The organism is Methylocaldum marinum (assembly GCF_003584645.1).
GTDB lineage: Bacteria > Pseudomonadota > Gammaproteobacteria > Methylococcales > Methylococcaceae > Methylocaldum > Methylocaldum marinum.
The window spans coordinates 25192-50301 of sequence record NZ_AP017928.1 but is presented as its reverse complement, the minus strand read 5'-3'; the positions used below and the strand labels follow the sequence as shown (position 1 = coordinate 50301).

The following is a 25110-nucleotide window of genomic DNA, read 5'->3' as shown; positions in this document are numbered from 1 at the left end:
GCGGGGGGAGTCGAAAAGCCGGACTCGGTGGGCTTCATCAGAATCTCACTCGCAGCGCAGCCGTCGCGACGATCGGCGAGCCAGGCATGATATTGTTGTTGCTGTGCGCCGAAGCGTAGTATTCCTTATCGAACAGGTTTTCGACATTGACCTGAACCTGGACGTTGTCGTTGACCGTGTAATAAACGGCGCCGTCGAAGCGGAGAAAGCCCGGCAACCTGACACGATTATCGGTGGCGGCGTACATTTCGCTGCGATAGACCGCGCCCAGACCGACGCCCCAATGCGGCGTGATGTCGTAACGGTTCCAGAGCGAGAAGGTATGTTCCGGCACCTGCGCCACCTTGTTGCCTTTCGGAGCGTTGGCCGACAAGCTTTCGGTGATTTCGGCATCCTGATAGGCGTATCCGCCGATGACGCGCCACTGATCCGTGATGTTGCCGCTCAGTCCCAGCTCTATGCCGCGAGTACGCTGGCCATCGACCAGGAACGACACCCCCGGATTATTGGGATCGGTGGCCACGGTGTTGAGGCGATCGAGCTGGTAGAAGGCCAGGGTCGCCGACAGGTCTGGAAAGATGTCCCACTTCGCGCCGACTTCATAATTTCGGAATTCTTCCGGTTTCAGCGACGCATTGTTCAACGACAGCGAAGCCAGCTGATCGCCCGCTCGCGGTACATAGGCCATGCTGTAGCTGGCATAGATGGAGAGCGAATCGATCGGTTTGAAGATCAGGCCCCCGCGCGGCGACCACAGATCATCGTTGGAGTAAAAGGTTTGGCCGTTGCGCTTGTTGCGAAAATCAACCTCGAAATTGTCGTAGCGCAGCCCCGCCACCAGCTGCCAGTGTTTGGTGATCTCGATCTGATCCTGGAAATAACTGGCGGCGATGGTCGCAAGACCGTGGTTGTCCGCATCCGTGGCGCTCTGCCTGAAGTTCACGGGGCCGCTATATCTCGGATTCGCCAGGGGAACCGTGACCGCTGTCGCATTGGGACCTGCCGCCGTGAAATAGCCGGTCTGGCGGAAGTTGTCCGTTTCCTGATGTCCGAACTCGGCGCCGGTCAAGACCGTGTGCTTGAAAGGCCCGGTCTCGAACTCGAATGTCAGATCGGTCTGGTTGAAGAAATTGTCACGCTGGGTCGCATTGTTGTAAGCCACGATCGAAACCCCGTCGCCCGTGGCATTGACCGCCCCCGGGAAGATGTTTCGGTAGAACTTGTCGTAGATCGCGTAGCGGGTGCGGTTGCGGAATTTGATGCCGTTCCCGAAGTCGTGATCGATCATGGCATTGAACGCGTCGACCCTGGACCAGGTCGGACTCCGCCTCGGATCGCCGAAGAACGTGGAAACATCGGTATCGACCGGGCGCCCCGAGAACGAGGAAATGCCGCGGTCCGCGACACGGTCGTCCTCGTAATGCTCGTAACCGAAGGTCACTTGGGTGCGATCGCCCAGACGCCAGGCGACCGTCGGGTTGACACCCCAGCGCTCGGCATGGAAGCCCTCGCGGTAGCTGCGGGAGCTCTCCCATAGGCTGGTGAGGCGAACCGCGAAATTTTCGTTGATGGCCTGACCGAAATCCCCGGTCAAACGAAACTTATCCCAGGACCCGACCTGAAAGCTCGCCTCACGGGGATTCTCCCAGTTCGCGACCTTGGTCACCCGGTTGATCAGGCCGCCGGCGGCGCCGCGGCCGAAGATCATCGCATTGGGACCTTTCAGCACCTCCACGCGATCGATGTTGTAAAGGTCCCGGAAATACTGGACGTCGTCGCGCATGCCGTCGACATACATATCGCCGGTCGTCGCGTTGCCGCGGAAAATCACCGCATCCCGGTTCCCCTCGCCTTGAGACATGACGACGCCGGGCACGTAGCGGACCGTGTCGGCGATGCTCTGCATGTTCTGGTCCTTGATCAGCTCCTGCGTGACGACGGTGATCGACTGCGGCACGTCGATCAACGGCGTTTCGGTTTTGGTCGCCGTTCGGGTGCGTTTGGACTGGTAACCTTTCGTGTCGCCGTCCGCCTGCTCGACCGCGCCGACCACTTTGACCTGGTCGAGCGTGGTGACATCTTCGTCCGCCGCAATGGCGCCGTTCGTCGGGCACGCCAGGGCAAGCGCGAGTGGCGTTCCGGCCAACGCCGCGGATTTAGGCCGGTATTTATTCTTATTAACCATGGATGTTTTCCCCTAGGTAACTGGATAACGTTCATATGGCTGGCTACCTGGCAGGAAATGGCTGGGTGGCTGACTTGTGGATTCACGGCAAGGCTTCGTTCGGATCGGAGACGAAACCGATGCGCGTCACGCCGGCATTGGCCGAGGCGGCGAGCACCTCGGCGATGGTCTGGTAGGCGGTGGCCTTGTCCGCGCGGAGGTGAACCTCGGGCTGAGGCTGCTGCTGTGCCGCCGCCGCGAAGCGCTCGCGCATCCCTGCCCGGTCGATCGCTTCGTTGTTCCAGAAGAGTTGTCCGGTGCCGTCGATCGCCAAATCGATGTGCTCGTCCCGGTCCGCGCTCGGCTGGCTGGCCGCTTTCGGCAGATCGATCTTGACGTTGTGGGTGAGCAAGGGGGTCGTGATCATGAAAATGACCAGTAAGACCAGCATGATGTCGATCAGAGGGACCATGTTGATCTCGGCCGAAGGACGCATGCCGCCCTGCCCCTGGCTGAAACTTCCGAACGCCATCACGCACCTCCCGCAACAGCTTGGCCGACCGCGCCGCTTCGGGTATCGGCTTCGGTCCCGACCCAATGCGCACCGGTCGTCAGGAAGGCGAACAGGTCATGGGCGAAGGCGTCGAGCTTCGCCAGCAGCAGTCGATTGGAACGGGCGAAAGCGTTGTAGGCCAAGACCGCGGGTATGGCCACGGCCAGCCCGGCACCGGTCATGATCAAGGCTTCGCCCACGGGACCCGCGATCTGATCGAGACTCCCCTGCCCGCTCATGCCGATGTTGACCAGGGCGTGGTAAACGCCCCAGACCGTGCCGAACAGACCGATGAACGGCGCCGTGCTGCCGATGGATGCGAGCACGGTCAGCCCCCACTCGAGGGATGCGGTTTCTTCGTCGATGACCCGGCGCATGGAACGCGTCAGGAACTCCGCCGCCGAACCGGCTTCGTTCAGCCGTCCCGCGCCATGGCGAGCATGATGCCGGGACGACACCAGCGCATGATAGGCGAGATGGGAAAACGGCTCGCCCGGGTGGTGCTCTTCCAATTGCAATTCCACGGCATGCAGGGAAGAGGCGTTCCAGAAGGACTCCAGAAAGCGGGCCGTCCGGCGACGCGCGATCATTGCTTGCAAGCTTTTTGCCACGATGAAATACCAGCTCGCGACCGACATGCCGACCATGATCGCGAAGATCGCCTTGCCGACCGTATCGCTTTGCGCGAGGAAATGGGTCAAGCCCAGGGTTTCTGTCGTTTCCATAGGATTATCCTTCGAGTGAGAATGAAATCGGGACCAACACCCACGCCGGCACGGACTTCTCTCCCTGACGGGCGGGAACGAATTTCCACTGTTTGACGGTTTCGAGGGCGGCGGCGTCGAGCCGCTCGTATCCGCTGGAGGTCTGGAGCTTCACCGTTTCGGCGCTGCCGCCGGCATCCACCAGAACCCGAAGCACGACTTTTCCCTGCTCTTTTCGGCGGAGGGAACCGACCGGATAGACCGGTGCCGGATTGCGCAGATAAGCCGCGTTGAAGCGTGGCGGAGCGACCGGAGCCGGTGCCGGCGATAAGGCCGTCGCAGCTGCGGCGGATGCCGGCGGGGCCGAGGCAGGCGCAGCTTCGGCCGGGGTTTGACGTGGCGACGGTGTCGATTCGGCGGTCGCTTGCCGTACGGCGGATTCGCCGGGCGTGGACAGGATCGGCGAAGGCTTGGCTGGCGGGCTCGCCTTCTTGGGTTTCGGTTTGGGCTTGGGTTTGGGCGATTCGATCTTGGGCTTGACCGGCTCCGCCGGTTTCTGTATCGCCTGGGGCGCTTCGGGTTGCGGATCTGCCACGGAGATCAGGTCGACCATGACCGGCGCCATTGACGGACTCTGCACCGCCGGCATGGACTCCTCCTTGATCAGCATCGGAAGCACCGCGGCATGGACCATCACGGCTCCCAGCATGCCCGCGGTGCGGATTCCCCAATATCGATCGACTCTCAAGACGCCGGTCGAACGTCGACTCGGCGGAAAAGCGGCTGCCCACATGATGCTGCCTCACCAACAAAAGTGTAACTGAACCAATCTGACTGGCTGGCTACCTATGCCGTGAGGCTGGATGGCTGGCTGGTTAAGCGGGCGTGCGAGAATCTACGGCACGGCCTGCCGGCGGCGTCTCCAAGCTGCGGGTCTCATAGTCCACTCCGTGTATACTCCGGACGCTTCTCACTCACCCCTGCACCCTCGCGGGTGCAAACGGAAACTACTTCGTCAGGATGAGCTTATCGTTACTGGTAATGCGCAAACGGTATTCGTCTCCGCCGTGTTCGATCACGATTTCACGGGCGGAGCCCAACAGCTCGACGCTCGTGACTCTGCGCCTTGAATGAACGGACCCTGAATCCCCCCGACGATGCGGGTGATCGTTTTGGACTCGGTCGCTCGGGCTCATACGTTTTCCCCCTTCGTGTCTGTCAGCCGCGGGGCCTACACCCCCCTGTGTTGCAAATGATAGCCATTATCATTTGTATTGACAACAACATACCTTGAACTCTCCTTTTCCTGCCGAGCGACAGTGCAAGGGACCCGCGTGTACCGTCCTCCGGGACCCGATTCTCCCAGGTAGCCATCCCGACCCCGTCGGCCCATGGGAATCTTTACCCGCCCCTCGAGGTCATACGGATCAAAGAACCCAAAAACTCCGCTACCGGGGTATCCGACATGACACGCGAAGACATCCCCCCGATAAGGACCGATGGATTCGAATTCATCGAATATACCGCCCCCGACACCCAGGCCCTGGCGAGACTTTTCGAACAGATGGGCTTCAGGGCCGTGGGCCGGCACCGCTCCAAGGATGTGGTGCTGTACCGGCAGGGCGAGATCAATTTCATCATCAATCATGAACCGGGGAGTTTCGCGCAACGCTTTGCCGAACGGCACGGACCTTCGATCTGCGCATTCGCGATCCGGGTCGAGAATGCCGCCTGGGCCTTCCGGCGGGCGCTCGAACTGGGCGCGAGACCGTCCGCCAGCGAGGCCGGTCCCATGGAACTCAATATCCCGGCCATCCGCGGAATCGGACGGAGCCTGATTTATCTGGTGGACCGTTATGGCGAGCATTCGATCTACGATGTCGACTTCGTTCCCATCGAAAACGAACCGGCGAAGCCTTTCGGGGTCGGCCTGACCCGCATCGACCATTTGACCCATAACGTGCGCAAAGGCCATATGGACGAATGGGCGGAATTCTACGAGCGCATCTTCGGTTTCAGGGAAATCCGCTATTTCGACATCCACGGCAAGGCGACCGGCCTGAAATCGCGGGCCATGGCGAGTCCCTGCGGCCAGATCCGCATCCCGGTCAACGAGCCGTCCGATCCGAAGTCGCAGATTCAGGAATATCTCGACCTCTATCACGGTGAAGGCATACAGCACGTCGCGCTGGCCACAGACGACATTTTCACCACCGTCGAACGGCTCCGCGACAGCGGCGTCCGCTTCATGGACGTGCCCGACGGCTATTACGACCGGCTGGACTCGCGCATTCCAGGCCACGGCGCAAATATCGAACGGCTGCGGCGAAACCGGATTCTTATCGACGGCCTGCCGGGCCGGACCGTCGGACTGCTCCTGCAAATCTTCACCGAAACCGTGATCGGGCCGATTTTCTTCGAAATCATCCAACGCAAGGGCAACGAAGGATTCGGCGAAGGTAATTTCCAGGCGCTGTTCGAGGCGATCGAAGTCGATCAGATGAAACGCGGGGTAATCTGATGGTCCGCTGGATCTCGTTTCCCAAGGTCGAGGGCGTCGCGGCACGCCAGGCTCACACCGATCTGCCCGAGGGCACTTACGAACGGGAATTGGGGCGGGAAGGCTTCTACGGCCCTTCCACGCAGATGCTCCACCGCCATCCGCCGACCGGGTGGATCAACATCGAGGGTCCGCTCCGCCCGCGCGCGTTCGATACCAACCAGCTCACCGGAACCAGCGTCTCGCCCTGGGACGCCACGCCGATGCTGGGCAATCTGCACGTCAAGATCCGGTGCTGGCATACCTATTCCGCCATGGACCATCTGGTTCGGAACGGAGACGGCGACGAACTGCTTTTCGTCCACGAAGGCTCCGGACATCTTTATTGCGACTACGGCCACCTCGCCTTTTCCGAAGGCGATTATCTGGTGATTCCGCGGGGCACCTTGTGGCGTATCGAAACCTCCGGGATGGGCGTTTTTCTCCTGATCGAAGCCTCTAACAGCACTTATCGGCTGCCCGAAAAAGGCATCGTCGGGGCTCACGCGGTGTTCGATCCGGCGGTCCTGGACACGCCCAGGATTGACGATGCCTTTCTCGCCCAGCAGTCGGACCGGACCTGGCGGGTACTGGTCAAGCGGCGGGATCGGCTCAGCGCCGTGACCTATCCCTTCAATCCGCTGGACGCCGTCGGCTGGCAGGGCACGCTGATGCCGGTTCGGCTCAATTGGCGCGATATCCGCCCGCTGATGAGCCATCGCTACCATCTCCCGCCTTCGGCCCATACCACCTTCGCCAGCGAGCGCTTCGTCGTGTGCACCTTCTGTCCGCGACCGCTGGAAAGCGATCCGGGCGCCCTGCGGGTGCCCTTCTATCACAACAACGACGATTACGACGAGGTCATCTTCTATCACCGCGGCCATTTCTTCTCCCGCGATAATATCCATCCGGGCATGATGACCCTGCACCCGGCGGGAATCACTCACGGCCCTCATCCCAAAGCGGTGGAGGCGGCCAAGACCCGGGCTCGCACCGAAACCGACGAGGTCGCGGTGATGATCGACGCCCGCGACGCGCTCGAAATCGCCGACCTGCCGCGTGGGGTCGAGTGGGAAGGTTACGTGGATTCCTGGAAATAGCCATGAAACTCGCTTCGCTGAAATCCGCAAGCCGCGACGGCACGCTGGCGATCGTCGACCGGGATCTGAGCTCGGCATTCCCTGCCCTGGAGTCCGGCTTCGCCACCCTGCAATCGGTGCTGGAGAACTGGGACGATGCGGCTCCCGCGCTGGAAACCACTTACCGCGCCCTCATTCAGCGCGAGCTCGATGCGCTTCCCTTGAAGCCGGACGAACTGGCGTCGCCCCTGCCCCGCGCCTATCAATGGCTGGACGGCAGCGCCTATCTGTCCCATGTCGAGCGGGTGCGCAAGGCACGCGGCGCGCCCATGCCGCCTAGCCTCTACACCGATCCCCTGATGTACCAGGGCGGATCGGCGGCTTTCCTGGGCCCACGGGATCCGATCCGGCTTCCCGACGAAAGCTGGGGCCTGGATTTCGAGGCCGAAGTCGCGGTGATCACCGATGACGTGCCCATGGGAGTGACGCCCGAGGAAGCAGCGCCTCATATCAAGTTGGTGATGCTGGTCAACGACATCTCGCTGCGCAACCTGATACCTCAGGAACTCGCCAAGGGTTTCGGTTTTCTGCACGGCAAGCCGGGTCCGGCGTTTTCTCCGGCCGCGGTGACGCCCGATGAACTGGGCGATGCCTGGAACGGCGCCAAGATCCACCTGCCGCTGCTGACGTACCGGAGCGGAACCCTAGTCGGCCATCCCGACGCCGGTGAGGGCATGCAGTTCGACTTCCGCGAACTGCTCGCCCACGCCGCCAGGACCCGCCCGCTGCCGGCCGGCACCATCATCGGTTCGGGCACCGTCAGCAATCCCGATGCCGGCCGCGGTTATTCCTGCATCGCCGAAAAACGCGTCATCGAGCAGATCGAATCCGGAGAGGCCCGGACGCCCTATCTCCAGCACGGCGAAACCGTGCGGATCGAGATGTTCGACCGGAGCGGACGCTCGGTGTTCGGCGCCATCGAGCAGGACGTATGGCCATGATGGGCCTGGAGCTTTACACCTATTTCCGAAGTTCGGCCGCCTACCGCGTCCGCATCGCCCTGAATCTGAAGCGGCTGTCTTACCGGCCCCGGTTCGTGCATCTCGCAAAAGGCGAACAGCATCGGCCCGAATACCGTGAGATCAATCCGCAGGAACGGGTACCGGCGCTCATGGATCGGGGAACGGTGTTCACCCAATCCCTGGCGATCATCGAATATCTGAACGACGCCTATCCCGAACCGCCGCTGCTGCCGCGCCGCCGCGACGACCGGGCTTATGTCCGCGCGCTCGCCCAGATCATCGCCTGCGACATCCATCCCTTGAACAACCTCCGGGTCCTCCGCTATCTCGAGCACACAATGGGCCAGGATGAAGCGGCCCGAATCGCCTGGATTCGGCACTGGATTAGGGAAGGTTTCGAAGCGTTCGAGGCGCAGCTTGCGCGCCATGAAAGCAGCGGCCTTTTCTGCTTCGGCGACACGCCCACGCTCGCCGATATCTGCCTCACACCGCAAGTCTTCAACGCCCGCCGTTTCGGCTGCGAATTGAGCGAGTTTCCGAGAATTCGGGCAATCGATGAAAACTGCCAGGCGCTCATCGCGTTCCGCGACGCAGCACCGGAGCAGCAGGCCGACGCCGAGTAGACGATCCTCCGGCTCGGCAGGCACCCGCAGGCGCCGTCGTTACGGCACGGGCCGTACGGCATCAGCCGGGCGCGTCGGTCCCCTCACGTCCCACATGACCCAGCACTTCCTCGACCAGATCCCGTAGTCTGGGCTTGACTTCTTCCAGGGCATGCCGCCCCTGGTCGGTGATCCGGTAATACTCGCGGCCCTCCCGTCGGACGATGCCGGGATGTGACGAGCGATATCGGTCCAGGGAAAACAACCGCTTTCGCGGTGAATATCACGAACGGAGGGATAGACGATGAAGGTCCTCATGATGTTCAATAGACCGCCCTACGACGGCACCGACGTGACGTGGAACGGGCTGCGGCTGGCGGGGAAACTGCTCGAAACCGGTTAGGATGTGCGCATTTTCCTGATGAACGATGCTGTCGACATGGCGCGGGACGCTTGCAAAGCGCCCGAAGCTTACGATCAGGACCTGGTCATGATGCTCAAACAATTGATTGCGAGAGGTGTAATCGTGAAAGTCTGCGGAACCTGCATGGCGCGCTGCGGCATCCACAAAAACCAGCCTTACTACGAAGGCGCCCAACGGTCCACCATGGCCGAACTTGCGGAATGGGTGGTCGACAGCGACAGGGTGATCACCTTATGACCGGTCGGCTCGAGCATGGCAACGGCGGTCCGGCCGAAAAACGCCGCTCCGTTTCATCCCGACCCCGCCGGACGCGGCGTATTGCCGCCGCAGCGGCTCTGCTCGCCCTGACCGTTCAGGCCCAGGAGGCGGAGCAATCTTTGCCGGAGAAGGCCAGGCAGCTGTTCAAACCGCTTCCCAAGGATATGGCGACGGAGGATTTCCCGACCGAACCCGCGCGCGTCGCACTGGGTCGCAAACTGTTTTTCGATCCCCGGCTTTCCCTGGACGGCACCGTGAGCTGCGCGACCTGCCATCACCCCGCCCTGTACGGCACCGATGCCCTGGCCAGATCGATCGGCGCCGAGCATCGCCTGAACGCCCGCAACGCCCCGACCGTCCTCAATGCCGCGCTCCAGTTCAAGGCTCACTGGCTCGGCGACCGCGCGAACGTGGAGGAGCAGGCGCTGAAAGCGCTGACCGGACGCGCGAGTTTCGGCAACCCCGATCCCGCGTCGGTGATCCGAAAGCTCAAGGTGCTCGGCTACGAAGCGGAATTCAAGCAAGCCTTCCCGAACGATGCCGAGCCGGTAAAGCCCGAACACTGGGGCAAGGCCATCGGCGCCTACGAACGGACGCTGGTGACGCCGTCGCCTTTCGACGCTTATCTCAAAGGGAATGACCGGGCGCTGACGCCTCAGGCGCAGAATGGCTTAAAGACGTTCATCGAGGTCGGCTGCGCATCCTGTCACGGCGGCGTAGCCTTGGGCGGCGCCTCGTTCCGGAAATTCGGGGTGTTCGGGCCTTACTGGAAGGAGACCGGCAGTCCGGCCGTCGACGAGGGGCGTTTCGCGGAAACCAAGGTCCCTGACGACAAATACGTATTCAAGGTCCCGGGTCTCCGCAACGTGGCCATGACCCCGCCGTATTTCCATGACGGATCGGTGGACAGCTTGCCGCAGGCGGTGCGTGTCATGGCCAAGCTACAGCTCGGCAAGGAACTCGGCGAGCGGCAGGTCGACGACCTCGTGGCTTTCCTGAACAGCCTGACGGGCGAGTTGCCCGAGGATTTCGCAACCGAGCCGGTGCTGGCCCCGCAAGCGTTCTCCCCGGCCGAACCCGAGTTCGCCGAAACGCCTTAAGCCACATCCCGCGATCCGAAAAACGCCGGGAGCCGGACGCGATGCCGTCGGCGAGCTTCGCGCACCGGCCGGCGGGGATCTTTAAGAGTCCCGGAGCACGGGGTTTCTGCCGGATCGGCACGGAAATCGGTCACCCCTGTATCCCACATGGAGCGACATCATCAGAAATTCGGAGCGCCCTCCGCGGTCAAATAGGTAATCGTCCTTCTTATCTCGTGAGGAGGTCCTATGATAGCCGTCGCCGACTCCAAGCTTGCGCGCTACGCCGAGGAGCATCATCTTGCGGGTCTCACTGCACCAACGCTGGAAGCGCTCGCGGCGAACCGGACCGGGTACTCGGTCGACAAAGCCCAGCGCTTTCTCGCGTTCCAGCAGCGCATCGATACCGAATTGCTGAAACACCGCATCATCACCGAGAATCGCTATACCGCCTGGTTCAGGCGGGGCGAACAGAGCTTCGAGCAGGTTCGGGCGTTCATCGTCCAATTCTCGGTGTTCTCGAACCAGTTCCTGGTGGCCCAGCTGTACAAGATGATCAACGCCGACACCCTGGAAGGCATGCGGGCCTCCAAGGAAATTCTCGCCAACGAAATCGGCGTCGTCTTCAACGCCGGCCGGAAACGACCCTCCCCGCGCGATGCAGGCCAGCAGGTGGACCCCGAACTGGTCTCCACCGAGGGCACGGTGGAAGGCGGCGTCTTCCATTTCCGCGCGGCGCATTTCGAGTGGCTGCTGCGAATCGCCGGGGAACTCGGACTCGGATTCCAGGACCTGGGAAACCGCAGGCACGGCACCCCGTCCACCCTCCATTTCTGCGACGAACTGATCCGGCTCTACGGCAACGAGCGCTATGCCATCACCCAGGCCGCGAGCTATGCCGTGGAAAACTGGGCGGCGGCCGGCTTCTGGCGGGAGCTGATCGACGGCTTGATCCGCTACAACGCGCGCACCGGCTCGAATCTGCCGCTCGCCTTCTTCACCTGGCACGACCGCCTCGAAGCCCAGCACGCCCAGCATACCCAGGAAGAGCTGGAAGAACTCTATTTCACCCGCGACATCGACGAGAACGACTTCATTCGCTACGGCAACGAGATGCTCGACGGCGTGGCGGTCTTCTGGGATGGCCTGGACGAACAGCGGCGGGCCTTGGCAAGAGTGGCGTAATCAGCCGCGTAGGATGGGCAAAGGCCGACAGGCCGTGCCCATCAGCCGGGAAGATGGGCACGCTGCGCTTTGCCCATCCTACGGCACTGGAACGGTCGGGACGAACAGCCGCGGGTATTGGCAAGAGTGGCGTAATCAGCCGCGTAGGATGGGCAAAGGCCGACAGGCCGTGCCCGTCAGCCGGGAAGATGGGCACGCTGCGCTTTGCCCATCCTACGGCGCTGGAACGGTCGGGACGAGCAGCCGCGGGTATTGGCAAAAATGTCGTAATCAATCCGTCCGCGAAACTCAGCATCAAATAACCTGGAGCAACATCGTGAATCGACCGCTCTGGCAACCCGCCCGCTCCCGCATCGAAACCACGAATCTCTATCGCTTCATGCACATGCTGCGCGACCGCTGGGGCCTCGACCTGCCGGATTACGCCGCGCTGCACCGATTCTCGGTGGAGGACATGGAGCGATTCTGGCTGAGCGTATGGGAGTACGCCGGAATCGTCGCCGAAACCCGCGGCGAGCGGATCTTGATGGACGCCGACAAGATGCCGGGCGCCAGGTTCTTTCCCGAAGCCCGGCTCAATTTCGCCGAAAATCTGCTGAAACGCCGGGATGACGGCGACGCCATCGTTTTCCGGGGCGAATCCCGGGTCCATCGCAGGCTCCGCCGGAACGAGCTTTACCGGCAAGTCAGCCGTCTGGCGCAGGCTCTCGAAGCGGACGGCGTGGCGCCGGGCGACCGGGTCGCCGCCCTCATGCCGAACCTCCCGGAAACCGTGATCGCCATGCTCGCCGCCGCGTCGCTGGGTGCGATATTCACCTCCTGCTCGCCCGATTTCGGCGTACAGGGCGTGCTGGACCGGTTCGGGCAAGTGGCTCCCAAAGTCCTGATCGCCGCCGACGGATGGTTTTACAACGGCAGAAAACACTCCGCCCTAGCCAAGCTCCGCACAATCGCGGCGGAGCTGCCAAGGCTCGAACGCATCGTCGTCGTGCCCTATGTCTCCGAGCCATCCGGGCTCGCGCTGCCGGAACCGCGGGCGATCCGCTTCGACGATTACCTCGCGCCTCATCCGGCCGGCGAGATTCCCTTCGTCCGGCTGCCGTTCGACACGCCGCTCTATATTCTTTATTCCTCCGGCACCACCGGCGTCCCGAAATGCATCGTACACGGCGCCGGCGGCACCCTGCTGAAGCACTTCGAAGAGCTCCTGCTGCAATGCGACGTGAAGCCGAACGACCGGGTGTTCTATTTCACCACCTGCGGCTGGATGATGTGGAACTGGCTGGTCTCCGCCCTCGCCTGCGGCGCCACCTTGCTGCTCTACGACGGTTCGCCTTTTTATCCTTCCGGCGATGTCCTGTTCGACTTTGCCGATGCCGAAGGCATGACACATTTCGGCACCTCGGCCAAATACATCGATGCCTTGCTCAAGGCCGGGCTGGAACCGAAACGCACCCACCGGCTCACCGCCTTGCGGACCCTGCTTTCCACGGGTTCGCCTCTCGCACCCGGCAGCTTCGATTACGTCTATGAAAAGCTGAAATCGGATCTCTGCCTGTCCTCGATCTCGGGCGGGGCCGATCTGATCGGCTGCTTCGTGGGCGGAAACCCGATGGGTCCGGTACGGCGAGGCGAAATCCAGGCCAAGGTCCTCGGCATGTCGGTTGAAATCTTCGACGAAAACGGCCGACCCATCGAAGGCCGCAAAGGCGAACTGGTCTGCACCCGGCCGTTCCCGTCCATGCCGCTTAAATTCTGGAGCGATCCGGACGAAAGAAAATACCGCGCGGCGTACTTTTCGAGGTATCCGGGCGTCTGGCGGCACGGCGACTGGGCCGAAATCACCCATCACGGCGGCATCGTCATATACGGCCGCTCCGATGCGGTGCTGAATCCAGGCGGGGTGCGCATCGGCACGGCCGAGATCTACCGGCAGGTCGAGCGGCTCGACGAGATCGTCGAAAGCCTAGTGGTCGGACAGGACTGGGACGACGACGTCCGCATCGTGCTGTTCGTACGCCTGCGGGAAGGACTGAAACTGGACGAAGCGCTGGCCGAGAGAATCCGGGGGCAAATTCGCGACAACGCAAGCCCGCGCCATGTCCCTGCCAAGATCGTGCAGGTCGCCGACATCCCCCGGACGCGCTCCGGCAAGATCGTCGAACTCGCGGTACGCGAGATCATTCACGGACGCCCGGTGAAGAACCGCGACGCGCTCGCCAACCCCGAAGCGCTGGAACTCTTCCGGAATTTGCCGGAGCTTGCAAGCTGAAGGATTTGAGCCGGGCGCATCATGCCTGATGCCGTTCTCCCGCCCGGCCGAACGGGACTACGTTCGTGTCGGCAAAGGATTGCCGACCTACGCTTGTAGGCAAACCCAAGTAGGTCGGCAATCCTTTGCCGACGATGCCTGCATAACATCAATCAAGCGGAGACACTCCGATGAACGAGCGCTCCATGAAAGAAATCTACTACGCCGATTATCTCCAGCTCGACCGACTCCTGAACTCACAGCTCCCGGAAAGCCGGCGTCACGGCCCCGAAGCCCACGACGAAATGCTGTTCATCATCACGCACCAGGCGTACGAGATCTGGTTCAAGCAAATCCTGCACGAACTCAAATCCGTACTCGCGGCATTCACAGTCACCCCTTTGGATGAACACAGCATGGGGGTCATCGTCGCCCGCCTCGAGCGCATCATCGCCATTCAAAAGGTGCTGAATCAGCAAATCGACGTCCTGGAGACCATCACGCCACTGGATTTCCTCGATTTTCGCGACTATCTGATTCCGGCTTCCGGGTTTCAGAGCGTGCAATTCCGCGAGATCGAACTGCGCCTGGGGTTGGGGGTGCACTATCAGTATCCGGTTACCGGCCGGCTCCGTGCCGAGGATGTCGCCTACCTGAGAGAGGTCGCCGGCGAACCCGGTCTGTTCCAGCAGGTGGATGCCTGGCTGGCGCGCATGCCGTTCCTCCGGTTTGAGGGTTACGACTTCTGGGAAAGCTATCACGAGGCCGTCGCGGCGATGCTGGCCAAGGACCGCCGCTCCATCGAGAAAAACTCTTTGTTTTCGGATGCGGAGCGCAACGCTCAGCTTGCCGAGCTGGACAACACCCGGCGGAAATTCGAATGCCTGCTCGACCCGGCCGGATTCGAACAGCTGCAAGCGCAGGACCTGTTTCATCTCCGCCAAACCTCGGTGCTATCGGCGCTTTTCATCCAGCTTTACCGCGACGAGCCGATCCTGCACCTGCCGTTCCGCCTGCTTAGTCACTTGATGGATATCGACGAGTTGTTCACCGCCTGGCGCGGCCGCCACGCCCTGATGGCTCAGCGCATGCTCGGCAGCAAAATCGGCACCGGTGGCAGCAGCGGCCACGAATACCTTCAGCAAACGGTGGACAAGAAGCGGATCTTCAAGGACTTGTTCAACCTCTCCACCTTCCTGATCCCGCGCTCGTCCCTGCCGCCCTTGCCCCGCCGGCTGAAGCAGAGCCTCGATTTCCATTTCACCGGAGAGCAAAGTTCTTGAGAGGAAGAGCGTTATTCCCGTACACGGGGTTCTGTCACAGGCCGTTCATGTACTTTTGCTATAAATTCAAGGCATGATCGATGAGATTATGAGCCGAGAAACGGCAGCGGGGCGTGGGCGAGTCCGTGGCGGGCGGGGACGGCTGGCAGCGTATTCTCCTGTTAGATCATTTTCATACCTCTGTACGGGCACTCGCGAGTCGATCGGGAATCCCTTCCAATCGCAAACGGTTGCTTTAGCCGCAACCCTTCCAATCGCAAACGGTTGCTTTAGCCGCAACCCTTCCAATCGCAAACGATCGGTTCGGGAGCACCGGATCCACCCTTACCGACGGTGCAGTTGAGCTAACGGGTTGTCGGCAAAGGATTGCCGACCTACAAACTGCTACAAAGCAAATCCAATGACGTCGTTTACCCTGCGAATACCAGTGCTTCCCGATTGCTATATTTCTACCTGTTTCAGAAGGTCTCGCTTGGCGATCCGTTCCTTCAAACAGCCTCCATCAAAAAGCAAACGTGGCATGTCGGCAAACTCAAAAGTCGTTGCATGCTGGAAGCCCGATGCTCCGAAGCGGAGCAAAAGCTCAACGCGAAGTTTAATCCGTCCATGGAAAACAAGCGCGAGATGAAGAAATCTGTTCCGGATCGATTTCCTTAAGATGGTGAACAAGTTACTTTTGCTTTGCGCCCTACTGATCGCAACGAACACGCCTTTCGCAAATGACAAATGTACTGAGGGGTCGGAGTTCGAACCGGCTCTTTGCCCGATCCGGCTACCGGAAATCACTGCGATTCAAATTCAAGAGAACGGCGCTAAGGCTGCTGCATCTCAAGACCAGAACGTCGATTGCTCTGATTTCAAGCTCGATGCAAAACAAGTTCAGCGGTTTTTCTCACTGGCGATGGAAGCTGATGAGCGTGATGCCCATTACACACTGGACTGGTCGCCTTGTTACGCTAGTGGGACCCTTACCTTCGCGGATGGTAAAACGGCACATTGGAGCATCAACCGGTTTCGAACCGGCACACTGGCCATAGATGACGTAACCCGTATGTTTCTGTATTGCCCGAAGTGCGATTTCAAACCTTTTCAGTGAATGTGCGGGGGCCTAACCGTGTCGGGTGTGCCCCGTCTATCCGCCAGCTTCGGAGGACGCCGGCTATTTGGCTTGCCGAATTTCAACAAATGACGCTCGTTGGAATTCGGCTAAGGTTGCTTTTTTCTTCCTGCAATCCAGCACACCCTTCGCTGTAAATTCAGCGCCTACGGAGCCCGCCCGGGAAGGCATCTGCTAAGCTGTCCGAACCACACTCTTCACGCACATCCATGACCGATATCCCCGGAAGCGGACCGACATCCTTCGAGCCCGGATTGCTTGCCCGCCCCGTCATGCGTGCCCTGCCCGAACTGAGGGAGCTTCTGATACTCGCGGAGCATGTCACGAACGCGGGCTGGGAGTGGGCGCGGGTTGAAGTCTTGGCGGAGTTGCGGCACGAAAACGAATCGTTTCCGCTACTCGCCTTCCGGTTCGGTCCGACCGACCCGGCCTTGCCGGCGCTGGCGCTGTCCGGCGGGGTCCACGGGCTGGAACGCATCGGTACGCAGGTCGTAACCTCATACCTCCGGACCTTGGTGGAAATGGCGCGCTGGGACCGCGTAACCCGGGACATGCTTTCCACTACCCGGCTTCTGATCATGCCCCTGGTCAATCCGGTGGGCATGTATCTCAAGCGTCGATCCAACGGCAACCGGGTCGATCTCATGCGAAACGCGCCGGTAATTGCGGAAGGCTTGTCCCGCTGGCATCTGTTCGCCGGCCATCGCATTTCTCCCCGCCTGCCCTGGTATCAGGGGGCGGAAAACGCTCCCATGGAAATCGAGGCGCAGACGCTTTGCGATTGGGTGCGGCGCGAGATATTTCCGGCCCGAACCGCACTCAGCATCGACGTGCACTCCGGCTACGGCAAGGTCGACCGCCTGTGGTTTCCGTTCGCGAAAACGAGGGAGCCGTTTCCGGCGCTGGCGGAAGCCGTCGCTTTGAAACATCTGATCGACAAGACCCATCCCAACCACGTTTATTGCATCGAGCCACAATCCCGCGAGTACCTCGCGCACGGCGATTTATGGGATTACCTCTACGACGAATACAGAACCGCCCGGCCCGACGGACGCTATATTCCGTTCACCCTGGAACTGGGTTCGTGGCTTTGGGTAAAAAAGAACTGGTCGCAGGCCTTCTCCGCCCTCGGCGTTTTCAACCCCCGCCTCCCCCACCGCGTGCGGAGGACATTAAGGCGCCATCTCCTCCTGTTCGATCTCTTCTACCGCGCCGTCCGCTCGCCGGAACCCTGGACCGAACTCGACCAAGCCGAGCGAGAGCGGTTGAGGCGGCAGGGATTGGAGTGGTGGTATACGACTAGCTGAAAAAGGTGCCGCTGGCGCGGCGCTAGAGCATTTTCATGCCTACGGTACGGGCGCGAGCGAGTAGGTCGGCAATCCCTTTCCCGACGCTACTTCCCGGCCGAGCGTCTTCGTCGGCAAAGGATTGCCGACCTACGAATGCTGATCTCGACAATGCTCCAGCGCCTGCGGGGAGGATTGCAAAAAGAGATGGGGGCAACTATGTCTCGTAAACCGCGAGCGCCGGAAAGAGACTCATCCATAGTCCTTCTGCACCGAAGTATAAATGTCCAATTCATCAAGGATTGAGAGGGTCGCTAAGGATCATCTCAATCCTGTGTTCGGGATGCACGGAATCAGCATGTTCAGGGAATAAATATTGCTTCCCCATTGATTCAACCCATTTTTGTCGGAGCAAGACCATGAAAATCTATTCCCTACCCCTGCTTGCCTGTCTGCTGGCGGCGACGGGCGACGGGCTTCGCCCAGGCCACACCTGTCTACCACGTTATCGACCTCGGCACGCTGGGTGGGACATCTAGCGCGGCTTGGGGTCTCAACGACGCCGGGCAGGTCGTCGGGTCTAGCTCTACCAGCAGCGGACATCAATCACATGCCTTCCTGTACAGCGATGGAGTGATGACCGATCTGGGCACATTCGGCGGCACCTACAGCTTTGCCGGCGATATCAACAACAAAGGACACGTGGTAGGAACTGCCTCGACCAGCGGCAATACGACTTACCGTGCCTTCCTGTACAGCAACGGCGTAATGACCGACTTGGGCACGCTCGGCGGCGAACACGGCGGGGCCTCCGGCATCAACGATAGGGGGCAGGTGGCCGGACGTAGCCATCCCGGCGATGCGGAAAATCATGCCTTCCTGTACAGCGAGGGCGTGATGGCCGACTTGGGGACGCTCGGCGGCGAATACAGCTCGGCCGGTGCCATCAACGATCATGGGCAGGTCGTGGGAGCCGCGCAGCGAAGTGGCGATTTGTCCATCTATGCCTTCCTGTACAGCGACGGCAAGATGACGGACCTGGGCGGGCTTGCCCCCGTGGGTGTGTATGCCGGCGGACAGAGTTCAGCCCGGGATATTAACAACCACGGGCAGGTAGTCGGGTATTTCACGATCGAAGACCTGGAAATCCATCCGTTTCTCTACAGCAACGGCACGATGATCGACCTCGGCACATTCGGCGGCCTATACGGCGAGGCATGGGCCATCAACGACACCGGACAGGTCGTCGGGAGTAGCAATGACAGTAACGGGCGTCAACAAGGCTTCCTATACAGCAACAGTATCCTGCAGAACTTGAACGACCTGATCGATCCGCTCTCGGGCTGGACGATCGCCGAAGCACACGACATCAACGAATCCGGCGATATCGCCGCCGTGGGGTTTCACCCAAGCGTCGGAAGTCGTGCGCTCCTGCTCGAATACATCGGTCCCGCCGTCGGCGGAGTGCCGGAACCCGGCACCCTGGCCCTGATGGTCATCGCGATGGCGGGGATGATCGGGTTTCGCCGTAACTGGGAACACTGATTGCCGGCGACCCTATGGCCATTTCGGACGGCGCCCAAAGGCGCCGTTCAAGTCTCCAATCCGGAGGAGAGGCCCGTGCAACTGATTGATCTATTAACCCGGCCTATAAATATAGGCCGGGTTAATCCGGGGCAGGGATGCCCCGGCGCGGCGACAAGCCGCGTGAACCCAAATCGGGCATGTACCGGCCTGGGCGGCGGCCCGTAAATACCAGGAGGGTATTTACGGGCCTAATTAATAACGGGCCCTCACCCAACCCGCTCCCAAAAAGAGAGGGCTTATTCAGAGCCTCCTTAGAGAACAAGCATGGATAAGTCTCGTTGGGAGTTGTCCCAGGCAGCAATAAAACGGACTTCAGCGACCCACCATAGCCCCTTCCAATCCCAACGCCTGTCATCATTTCGTCACCCACCCGCAATATTTGCGTCATACAGCCTCCGTAAAGTGCTTTCGTATCGAAATACCTACGGAAGGCTCACATGTCTGCAAAATGCGAGGTTTCTCTCTCGTCCCGTCCCCGCCGTTACGCCGCCGAAGTCGCGCGCGACCCGGCTACCGTTCGCGCCACTCAGGCCCTGCGCTACCACGTGTTCGCCGAAGAGATGGGCGCTCGCTTGCACTCCAGGATAGAGGGTCTCGATTATGACGAGATCGACGACTACTGCGACCATCTCCTGGTACGCGACACCCAGACCGGAAAGGTCGTCGCCTGTACCCGTCTGCTGAGCGATATTCAGGCGGCGCGGCTGGGGCGGTTTTATTCCGAGGGCGAATTCCATCTCGACGAGGTCTTGGCTTTGCCCGGACGCTTCCTGGAAATCGGGCGCACCTGCGTCGATCCTTCGCACCGCGGCAGCGTGGTTCTCGGCACTTTGTGGAACGGGCTGGCGGAATATGCCTACAACGGCGGTTTCAAGTATTTGATGGGCTGCGCCAGCATCCCGCCGGGGCCGAGCGGCTTCGCGGTCGACGCGGTCTACCGCCAGATCGAGCCGCACCAGTTCGGTCCGGAGAAACTCTCGGTATGGCCGAAGATTCCGGTTCCCGTGCGCAAGCGCTGCATTCAGGACGAAAGCGGCATCCCGCCCCTGTTGCAGGCCTATTTGCGGCTCGGCTGCCGGGTTTTGGGAGATCCTTTCTGGGACGAGGATTTCAACGTCATGGACGTGTTCATTCTGCTGGATCTGTCCCGCATGCAGGCTCGCTACGAAAAGCGTTTCATCGCCAGCAAGCAGGAGGGTTCGCATGGGGCGCTGCCGGTCGTGGCTTAAGGCCCTGGCGATCGCCGCCATGTTCGCGGCCGGCATCGCTGCCGTGAGCACGCTGATGCCGGCGCTGCGGCTGCTGGCGGGACGGCGGGCGGCCGCCTTCAACGACGCCATCGTCGTAAGCTGGAATCGCGCCGTGTGCCGGATACTCAATCTGCACTTGCACATCCACGGGCGGCCCGACGGGAACGCCCGGCTGGTCGTGGCCAATCACGTTTCCTGGCTGGACATCATCGCCCTCGGAGCGCAAGGCCCGTGCCTGTTCGTCGCCAAACGGGAAGTGGCGGACTGGCCGATCATGGGCTACCTGGCGAAAGGCATCGGCACGCTCTTCGTACAGCGCGGCGATGCGGCGCAGAGCGCGGCCGTCGCCGAACAAATGGCCTGGCAATTGCGCCAGGGCAAACGCCTGGTGCTATTCCCGGAAGGCACGACCACCACCGGCGACCGGGTTCTGCGTTTCCACGGCAAGCTGTTCCAGGCTGCGCAGCTCGCGGGAGCGCGCGTGCAGGCAGTCGCTCTTCGTTACCACGGCGAGGCCAGGGAATGCGCGCCCTTCGTCGGCGAAGACGAATTTCTGCCGCATCTCCTCGGCATTCTCCAGCTCGATCGTATCGATCTCCATGTGCACTATTGCGCCTCCGTTGCGCCCGGGCCGGGGCGAAACGAACTGGCGCAGACCACGCGCCGGCAAATCGTGGCCGCGCTCGAAACCCATAGTCCTTCATGCGGCCTGGCCGTCATGAACCCGTAACCGGTCCGTCACGGCGTTTTAAGAATCACCCTTTAATTTTTCGCCAGTTTCAACCGAAGCCAGGACTATCCATGAAGCTGAAATACCGCACCGTCTGGATTTCCGACGTACATCTGGGAACGAGGGGCTGCAAGGATGAGTATCTCCTCGATTTTTTGCGGCATATCGAATGTGAACGCCTCTACCTGGTAGGCGACATCATCGATTTCTGGAAACTGAAAAGCGGGTTTTACTGGCCCCGCCTGCACAACGAGATCGTGCGCACCGTCATGGCCATGGCGGCGCGGGGCACTCGGGTGATTTACATCCCCGGCAACCACGACGAGATCTTCCGTGGCTACATCGGCACCGTGTTCAACGGCATCGAGATCCACCCCCGCGCCGTCCACGAGACGGCCGACGGCCGGAGATTCCTGGTACTGCACGGTGACGAATTCGACGGCGTGGTCTGCTCCAGCCGCTGGCTGGCCGTTCTCGGCAGCGGCGCCTACGACTTCCTGATCGAGGTCAACCGCTGGTTCAATCACGTCCGCCGGATTCTCGGCTTTCCTTACTGGTCCATGTCGGCTTACATCAAGCACAAGGTGAAAAACGCCGTGGACTTCATCTTCGATTTCGAGCGGGCGCTGATCCACGAAGCTTACGAACAGGAGCTGGACGGCGTGATTTGCGGCCATATTCACCATGCCACGATCCGGACCGCGGAGTACGGCACGCTGTACGGCAATTGCGGCGACTGGGTCGAAAGCTGTACCGCCCTGGCCGAAAGCCATGCCGGAACGCTGTCGGTCATCCGCTGGCTGGAACAAAGCACCCAACTCCTGGAGGACTTCGCGCTTGAAACTCGCCCTGATCACGGACGCCTGGCCCCCACAAACTAATGGCGTCGTTACCACGCTGCGCACGATCTCTGAGCAGCTTCGCGCGATCGGACATACGGTCGAAACCTTCACCCCGGATCAGTTTCGTACCTGGCCCTGTCCCAGCTATCCGGAAATTCGCCTGGCGCTGGGCTGCGGACCGAAGCTCCGCACCCGGCTGGACGCCTTTCAGCCCGATGCCATTCATATCGCCACGGAAGGTCCTCTGGGGATGGCGGCCCGGAGCTATTGCAAGCGGCGCGGGCTGCCTTACACCAGTTCATTCCACACCCGTTTCGCCGAATACATCCATCTTCGCACCGGCCTGCCGCTCTCCCTGGGCTATTCCTTCCTGCGCTGGTTTCACGGCGAGAGCGAACGCCTGATGACCGCGACGCCCACCTTGCTGGAGGAGCTCAAGGCTCGCGGCTTCAAGAATCCGGTTTTGTGGTCGCGCGGGGTGGACACCGAACTGTTCCGTCCCCGGAGCAAGGACTTCCTTTCGGACCCCCGCCCGGTGCTGCTTTATGCCGGCCGGGTGGCGATCGAAAAGAACATCGAAGCCTTTCTCAGCCTGGATCTCCCCGGCACCAAGTACGTGGTCGGCGACGGACCGCAGCGGGAGGAACTCGAGCACAAATATCCCGAGGTCCGCTTCGTCGGTTACAAATACGGCGAGGACTTGGCGCGCTATCTCGCGGCCGCCGACGTCTTCGTATTTCCGAGCCGGACCGACACCTTCGGCCTGGTTATGCTGGAGGCGCTGGCCTCCGGCGTTCCGGTCGCGGCATTTCCGGTGGAGGGTCCCAAGGACGTAATACTGAGCGACCGCGTCGGCTGTCTCGACGAAGACCTGGCGAAAGCCGTCACCGTAGCGCTGAAACTCGACGCCGAGGATTGCCGCCGGTATGCCCTCCGCTATTCCTGGCGCGATTGCGCCCTCCTGTTCGAAAGCTATCTGGTTCCCATTCCCAAAAACGGCCAGCGTTCGCCCGCCTGGTGGCAGCGGTATTCCTGATTCGCGCGCCGCTCTCTGTCATCGAGTATTCATCTTTCCGTCACGGCATTGTCATTTGTAAAGACTAAGGTTTAAGCGTAATCCTCAGGGAGTAGCGTGCCATGAAATTCATGCAGACGATCCACACTTACGACGTCAATCTGTTTCTCTGGATAACGCAACGCAAATCCCAGCGCGTGCTGGTCCGCGGCGCGCGCTACATCTCCAGGACCGGAGACGGGCATTTGTACCTGATGCTCGGACTCACGCTAGCCTTTTTCGGACACGCCGCGGAATCGGTTCTTCTCAAATGCCTGTTGCTGGGTTTCGCCATCGAGCGTCCGGTCTATTTCATCCTGAAGAATCTATGCCGGCGCGACCGGCCGCAGGCCGCGCTGAACATCCCGAGCTTCATCATCCCGTCCGACCGTTTCAGCTTCCCGTCCGGACACACCTCCGCGGCGTTTCTGGTGGCCACACTGGCGAGCTACTTTCACCCGGCGTTTACGCCCTTGCTGGTGGCCTGGGCGGTGTCCATAGGCATGGCGCGGGTCGTGCTCGGCGTCCACTTTCCCACCGACACGCTGATCGGAGCACTGATGGGGACCCTTTTGGCCCTACTGAGTTTAGAAATACAACTGACGTGAAAGTATTTTATGGCGTTCAGGCAACCGGCAATGGTCACATCACGCGCGCGAGAGCGATCGCGCCCAAGCTCAAGCAAGCCGGAGCCGAAGTCACATACCTGTTTACCGGCCGCCCTTGGGAAAAGCTGTTTGAAATGGAAATTTTCGGCGATTACCAATGGCGAGCCGGGCTCACATTCGAAACCAGGTTCGGCAATGTGCGTTACCTCAAGACCGCCTTTCGCAACAATCTCGCCGCCTTCGTCCGCGACGTCAAAAACCTGGACCTGAGCTCCTACGATATCGTCATCAGCGATTTCGAACCGGTAACCGCCTGGGCCGCGCGGATACAGGGCATCAAGACGGTCGGCATCGGCCATCAGTACGCCTTCGGCTACGATATTCCCAAAGCGGAAGTCGATTTCATGGGCAGCCAGGTACTCAAGTATTTCGCGCCGGTCGCCGTCGGCTTGGGCGTACACTGGCACCATTTCCATTACCCCATCCTTCCGCCCATCATCGAAACCGATCTGGAGTCCGTCTCGGTTCAACAGGACAAGATCATCGTTTACCTGCCCTTCGAGGATGTCAACCACGTCATCCGATTGCTGAAGCCCTTCCGTCAGCGCCAGTTTCACATTTACAGCTCGACCATGCCCGACGAGCGCCACCCCCGGCCCGAACACATCCATGTCAAACAGCTTTCCCGCACGGGATTTCGGCAGGATTTCGCCGACGCCGCCGGCGTGATCTGCAACTCCGGATTCGAGTTGACCAGCGAAGCCCTGCATCTGGGCAAGAAGCTCCTGGTCAAGCCGCTGCATCGGCAGATGGAACAACTCTCCAATGCACTGGCCCTGGAACTCCTGCAACTCGGCCAGGTAATGCAAAACCTCGACGGCCCCACCATCGAGGCCTGGTTGCAACAGAGCCGGGCCTCCAGGGTCGCCTATCCGGACGTGGCCCAGTCCGTCGTCGATTGGCTGATGCAAGGCGATCTGGCGGTCGACAAATCCTGGGTGGACAGCATCTGGAGCCGGGTTCAAAGAAGCGAAGCATAATACCGATTTATGGCAGGTCCGAATCTCACCGGGTGGGCCCGTATTCATGCGGCTTTTTTCAACTCCATGAACGGCCTCAAGGCCGCTTGGCTGAGCGAGGAAGCGTTTCGCCAGGAGATTTATCTGCTCGCTGTCGCGGGTCCTTTGGGACTCTGGCTCGGGGAGAGCGGTTTCGAAAAGGCCTTGTTGGTAGGGAGCATCCTCCTGATCCTGATCGTGGAACTGCTCAACACCGGCATAGAAATCGTGGTCGACCGCATCAGCTTCGAGCACCACGAACTGTCCGGACGAGCCAAGGATGTCGCTTCCGCGGCGGTATTCCTGGCCCTGACCCTGGCCGGCCTCACCTGGCTGCTCATACTGCTGCCGAAATTCGCCTGACGGCACCGCCGAACGGGACGCCCCATCCGATTTTGCCTTATTCCGGATCGTTTTCAATCAGGCATTCATCTT

The 25110-nt window shown here is 60.9% G+C and carries 26 protein-coding genes; 20 read left to right on the top strand and 6 right to left on the bottom strand.

Going from position 1 to position 25110, the window contains the following annotated elements:
• Positions 1-37: 37 nt before the first annotated feature.
• From sS8_RS00285 to hemP, 5 genes are all read right to left on the bottom strand, one after another.
• On the bottom strand, positions 38-2185 hold the full coding sequence (locus sS8_RS00285; RefSeq protein ID WP_119627891.1) for a TonB-dependent receptor: 2148 nt from the start codon (positions 2183-2185) through the stop codon (positions 38-40).
• A gap of 82 nt (positions 2186-2267) precedes the next feature.
• Entirely contained in the window at positions 2268-2696 is a 429-nt protein-coding gene (locus tag sS8_RS00280; RefSeq protein WP_119627890.1) for an ExbD/TolR family protein, read from the bottom strand.
• Positions 2696-3442, bottom strand: a complete 747-nt coding sequence (locus sS8_RS00275; RefSeq protein ID WP_119627889.1) for a MotA/TolQ/ExbB proton channel family protein — start codon at positions 3440-3442, stop codon at positions 2696-2698. The genes sS8_RS00280 and sS8_RS00275 overlap by 1 nt, the downstream gene beginning before the upstream one ends.
• A gap of 4 nt (positions 3443-3446) precedes the next feature.
• A complete protein-coding gene (locus sS8_RS00270; protein ID WP_119627888.1) occupies positions 3447-4214 on the bottom strand; it encodes an energy transducer TonB in 768 nt (255 codons plus the stop codon).
• Positions 4215-4428: 214 nt separating this feature from the next.
• Complete coding sequence (hemP, locus tag sS8_RS00265; protein WP_119627887.1) at positions 4429-4617, bottom strand: hemin uptake protein HemP; 189 nt, start codon at positions 4615-4617, stop codon at positions 4429-4431.
• Between the two features lie 269 nt (positions 4618-4886).
• Here hemP and hppD point away from each other — a divergent pair, with 269 nt between their 5' ends.
• Genes hppD through maiA form a run of 4 tightly spaced genes read left to right on the top strand, consistent with a single transcriptional unit; the run spans position 4887 to position 8684 of the window.
• The gene (gene hppD, locus sS8_RS00260; RefSeq protein ID WP_119627886.1) at positions 4887-5942 is read left to right on the top strand and encodes a 4-hydroxyphenylpyruvate dioxygenase; all 1056 of its coding nucleotides are present in this window, start codon (positions 4887-4889) and stop codon (positions 5940-5942) included.
• Positions 5942-7060 (top strand): homogentisate 1,2-dioxygenase, encoded by a 1119-nt coding sequence (locus sS8_RS00255; protein WP_119627885.1) that lies wholly within the window; start codon positions 5942-5944, stop codon positions 7058-7060. Before hppD ends, sS8_RS00255 begins: the two co-directional genes overlap by 1 nt.
• Positions 7061-7062: 2 nt before the next feature.
• Positions 7063-8040, top strand: a complete 978-nt coding sequence (locus tag sS8_RS00250) for a fumarylacetoacetate hydrolase family protein (protein ID WP_119627884.1) — start codon at positions 7063-7065, stop codon at positions 8038-8040.
• A complete protein-coding gene (gene maiA / locus sS8_RS00245; protein WP_232020466.1) occupies positions 8031-8684 on the top strand; it encodes a maleylacetoacetate isomerase in 654 nt (217 codons plus the stop codon). Before sS8_RS00250 ends, maiA begins: the two co-directional genes overlap by 10 nt.
• Positions 8685-8745: 61 nt before the next feature.
• On the opposite strand, the gene sS8_RS00240 is transcribed toward maiA, so the two are convergent.
• Positions 8746-8928, bottom strand: a complete 183-nt coding sequence (locus tag sS8_RS00240; RefSeq protein WP_119627883.1) for a hypothetical protein — start codon at positions 8926-8928, stop codon at positions 8746-8748.
• 141 nt (positions 8929-9069) lie between these two features.
• On the opposite strand from sS8_RS00240, the gene sS8_RS00235 reads away from it, so the two are divergent.
• From sS8_RS00235 to sS8_RS00160, 16 genes are all read left to right on the top strand, one after another.
• Positions 9070-9324 carry a DsrE/DsrF/TusD sulfur relay family protein gene (locus sS8_RS00235; protein ID WP_408631159.1) on the top strand — a complete coding sequence of 85 codons (255 nt, stop codon included), beginning with the start codon at positions 9070-9072 and terminating at the stop codon, positions 9322-9324.
• Positions 9321-10445, top strand: a complete 1125-nt coding sequence (locus sS8_RS00230; RefSeq protein WP_119627882.1) for a cytochrome-c peroxidase — start codon at positions 9321-9323, stop codon at positions 10443-10445. The genes sS8_RS00235 and sS8_RS00230 overlap by 4 nt, the downstream gene beginning before the upstream one ends.
• Positions 10446-10673: 228 nt before the next feature.
• Positions 10674-11609: a hypothetical protein gene (locus sS8_RS00225; RefSeq protein WP_119627881.1), complete on the top strand. Its 936-nt coding sequence runs from the start codon at positions 10674-10676 to the stop codon at positions 11607-11609.
• A 316-nt stretch (positions 11610-11925) separates the two neighbouring features.
• A complete protein-coding gene (locus sS8_RS00220) occupies positions 11926-13881 on the top strand; it encodes an acetoacetate--CoA ligase (protein ID WP_197716648.1) in 1956 nt (651 codons plus the stop codon).
• 170 nt (positions 13882-14051) lie between these two features.
• Positions 14052-15143 (top strand): tryptophan 2,3-dioxygenase family protein, encoded by a 1092-nt coding sequence (locus tag sS8_RS00215; protein WP_119627879.1) that lies wholly within the window; start codon positions 14052-14054, stop codon positions 15141-15143.
• A 366-nt stretch (positions 15144-15509) separates the two neighbouring features.
• Positions 15510-15800 (top strand): hypothetical protein, encoded by a 291-nt coding sequence (locus tag sS8_RS00210; protein WP_119627878.1) that lies wholly within the window; start codon positions 15510-15512, stop codon positions 15798-15800.
• Between the two features lies 1 nt (position 15801).
• Positions 15802-16239: a hypothetical protein gene (locus sS8_RS00205; protein WP_119627877.1), complete on the top strand. Its 438-nt coding sequence runs from the start codon at positions 15802-15804 to the stop codon at positions 16237-16239.
• A 230-nt stretch (positions 16240-16469) separates the two neighbouring features.
• Positions 16470-17567, top strand: a complete 1098-nt coding sequence (locus sS8_RS00200; protein ID WP_119627876.1) for a M14 family zinc carboxypeptidase — start codon at positions 16470-16472, stop codon at positions 17565-17567.
• Between the two features lie 423 nt (positions 17568-17990).
• Complete coding sequence (locus tag sS8_RS00195; RefSeq protein WP_119627875.1) at positions 17991-19091, top strand: DUF3466 family protein; 1101 nt, start codon at positions 17991-17993, stop codon at positions 19089-19091.
• 479 nt (positions 19092-19570) lie between these two features.
• Positions 19571-20362 (top strand): GNAT family N-acetyltransferase, encoded by a 792-nt coding sequence (locus sS8_RS00190; RefSeq protein WP_119627874.1) that lies wholly within the window; start codon positions 19571-19573, stop codon positions 20360-20362.
• A complete protein-coding gene (locus sS8_RS00185) occupies positions 20337-21113 on the top strand; it encodes a lysophospholipid acyltransferase family protein (RefSeq protein WP_119627873.1) in 777 nt (258 codons plus the stop codon). Before sS8_RS00190 ends, sS8_RS00185 begins: the two co-directional genes overlap by 26 nt.
• A 71-nt stretch (positions 21114-21184) precedes the next feature.
• Positions 21185-21994 carry a UDP-2,3-diacylglucosamine diphosphatase gene (locus sS8_RS00180; protein ID WP_119627872.1) on the top strand — a complete coding sequence of 270 codons (810 nt, stop codon included), beginning with the start codon at positions 21185-21187 and terminating at the stop codon, positions 21992-21994.
• Positions 21951-22991, top strand: coding sequence for a glycosyltransferase family 4 protein (locus tag sS8_RS00175; protein ID WP_119627871.1), 1041 nt, complete (start codon positions 21951-21953; stop codon positions 22989-22991). The genes sS8_RS00180 and sS8_RS00175 overlap by 44 nt, the downstream gene beginning before the upstream one ends.
• A gap of 101 nt (positions 22992-23092) precedes the next feature.
• Complete coding sequence (locus tag sS8_RS00170; protein WP_119627870.1) at positions 23093-23617, top strand: phosphatase PAP2 family protein; 525 nt, start codon at positions 23093-23095, stop codon at positions 23615-23617.
• Positions 23614-24657 (top strand): MJ1255/VC2487 family glycosyltransferase, encoded by a 1044-nt coding sequence (locus sS8_RS00165; RefSeq protein WP_119627869.1) that lies wholly within the window; start codon positions 23614-23616, stop codon positions 24655-24657. The genes sS8_RS00170 and sS8_RS00165 overlap by 4 nt, the downstream gene beginning before the upstream one ends.
• 9 nt (positions 24658-24666) lie before the next feature.
• Positions 24667-25038, top strand: coding sequence for a diacylglycerol kinase (locus tag sS8_RS00160; protein ID WP_119627868.1), 372 nt, complete (start codon positions 24667-24669; stop codon positions 25036-25038).
• Positions 25039-25110: the final 72 nt, after the last annotated feature.

Excerpts from the sequence above, each read along its gene's own strand:
- sS8_RS00285 (WP_119627891.1), bottom strand. The coding sequence starts at position 2,185 with ATGGTTAATAAGAATAAATACCGGCCTAAATCCGCGGCGTTGGCCGGA.
- sS8_RS00280 (WP_119627890.1), bottom strand. The coding sequence starts at position 2,696 with ATGGCGTTCGGAAGTTTCAGCCAGGGGCAGGGCGGCATGCGTCCTTCG.
- sS8_RS00275 (WP_119627889.1), bottom strand. The coding sequence starts at position 3,442 with ATGGAAACGACAGAAACCCTGGGCTTGACCCATTTCCTCGCGCAAAGC.
- sS8_RS00270 (WP_119627888.1), bottom strand. The coding sequence starts at position 4,214 with ATGTGGGCAGCCGCTTTTCCGCCGAGTCGACGTTCGACCGGCGTCTTG.
- hemP (WP_119627887.1), bottom strand. The coding sequence starts at position 4,617 with ATGAGCCCGAGCGACCGAGTCCAAAACGATCACCCGCATCGTCGGGGG.
- hppD (WP_119627886.1), top strand. The coding sequence starts at position 4,887 with ATGACACGCGAAGACATCCCCCCGATAAGGACCGATGGATTCGAATTC.
- sS8_RS00255 (WP_119627885.1), top strand. The coding sequence starts at position 5,942 with ATGGTCCGCTGGATCTCGTTTCCCAAGGTCGAGGGCGTCGCGGCACGC.
- sS8_RS00250 (WP_119627884.1), top strand. The coding sequence starts at position 7,063 with ATGAAACTCGCTTCGCTGAAATCCGCAAGCCGCGACGGCACGCTGGCG.
- maiA (WP_232020466.1), top strand. The coding sequence starts at position 8,031 with ATGGCCATGATGGGCCTGGAGCTTTACACCTATTTCCGAAGTTCGGCC.
- sS8_RS00230 (WP_119627882.1), top strand. The coding sequence starts at position 9,321 with ATGACCGGTCGGCTCGAGCATGGCAACGGCGGTCCGGCCGAAAAACGC.
- sS8_RS00225 (WP_119627881.1), top strand. The coding sequence starts at position 10,674 with ATGATAGCCGTCGCCGACTCCAAGCTTGCGCGCTACGCCGAGGAGCAT.
- sS8_RS00215 (WP_119627879.1), top strand. The coding sequence starts at position 14,052 with ATGAACGAGCGCTCCATGAAAGAAATCTACTACGCCGATTATCTCCAG.
- sS8_RS00205 (WP_119627877.1), top strand. The coding sequence starts at position 15,802 with ATGGTGAACAAGTTACTTTTGCTTTGCGCCCTACTGATCGCAACGAAC.
- sS8_RS00200 (WP_119627876.1), top strand. The coding sequence starts at position 16,470 with ATGACCGATATCCCCGGAAGCGGACCGACATCCTTCGAGCCCGGATTG.
- sS8_RS00190 (WP_119627874.1), top strand. The coding sequence starts at position 19,571 with ATGTCTGCAAAATGCGAGGTTTCTCTCTCGTCCCGTCCCCGCCGTTAC.
- sS8_RS00185 (WP_119627873.1), top strand. The coding sequence starts at position 20,337 with ATGGGGCGCTGCCGGTCGTGGCTTAAGGCCCTGGCGATCGCCGCCATG.
- sS8_RS00180 (WP_119627872.1), top strand. The coding sequence starts at position 21,185 with ATGAAGCTGAAATACCGCACCGTCTGGATTTCCGACGTACATCTGGGA.
- sS8_RS00170 (WP_119627870.1), top strand. The coding sequence starts at position 23,093 with ATGAAATTCATGCAGACGATCCACACTTACGACGTCAATCTGTTTCTC.
- sS8_RS00160 (WP_119627868.1), top strand. The coding sequence starts at position 24,667 with ATGGCAGGTCCGAATCTCACCGGGTGGGCCCGTATTCATGCGGCTTTT.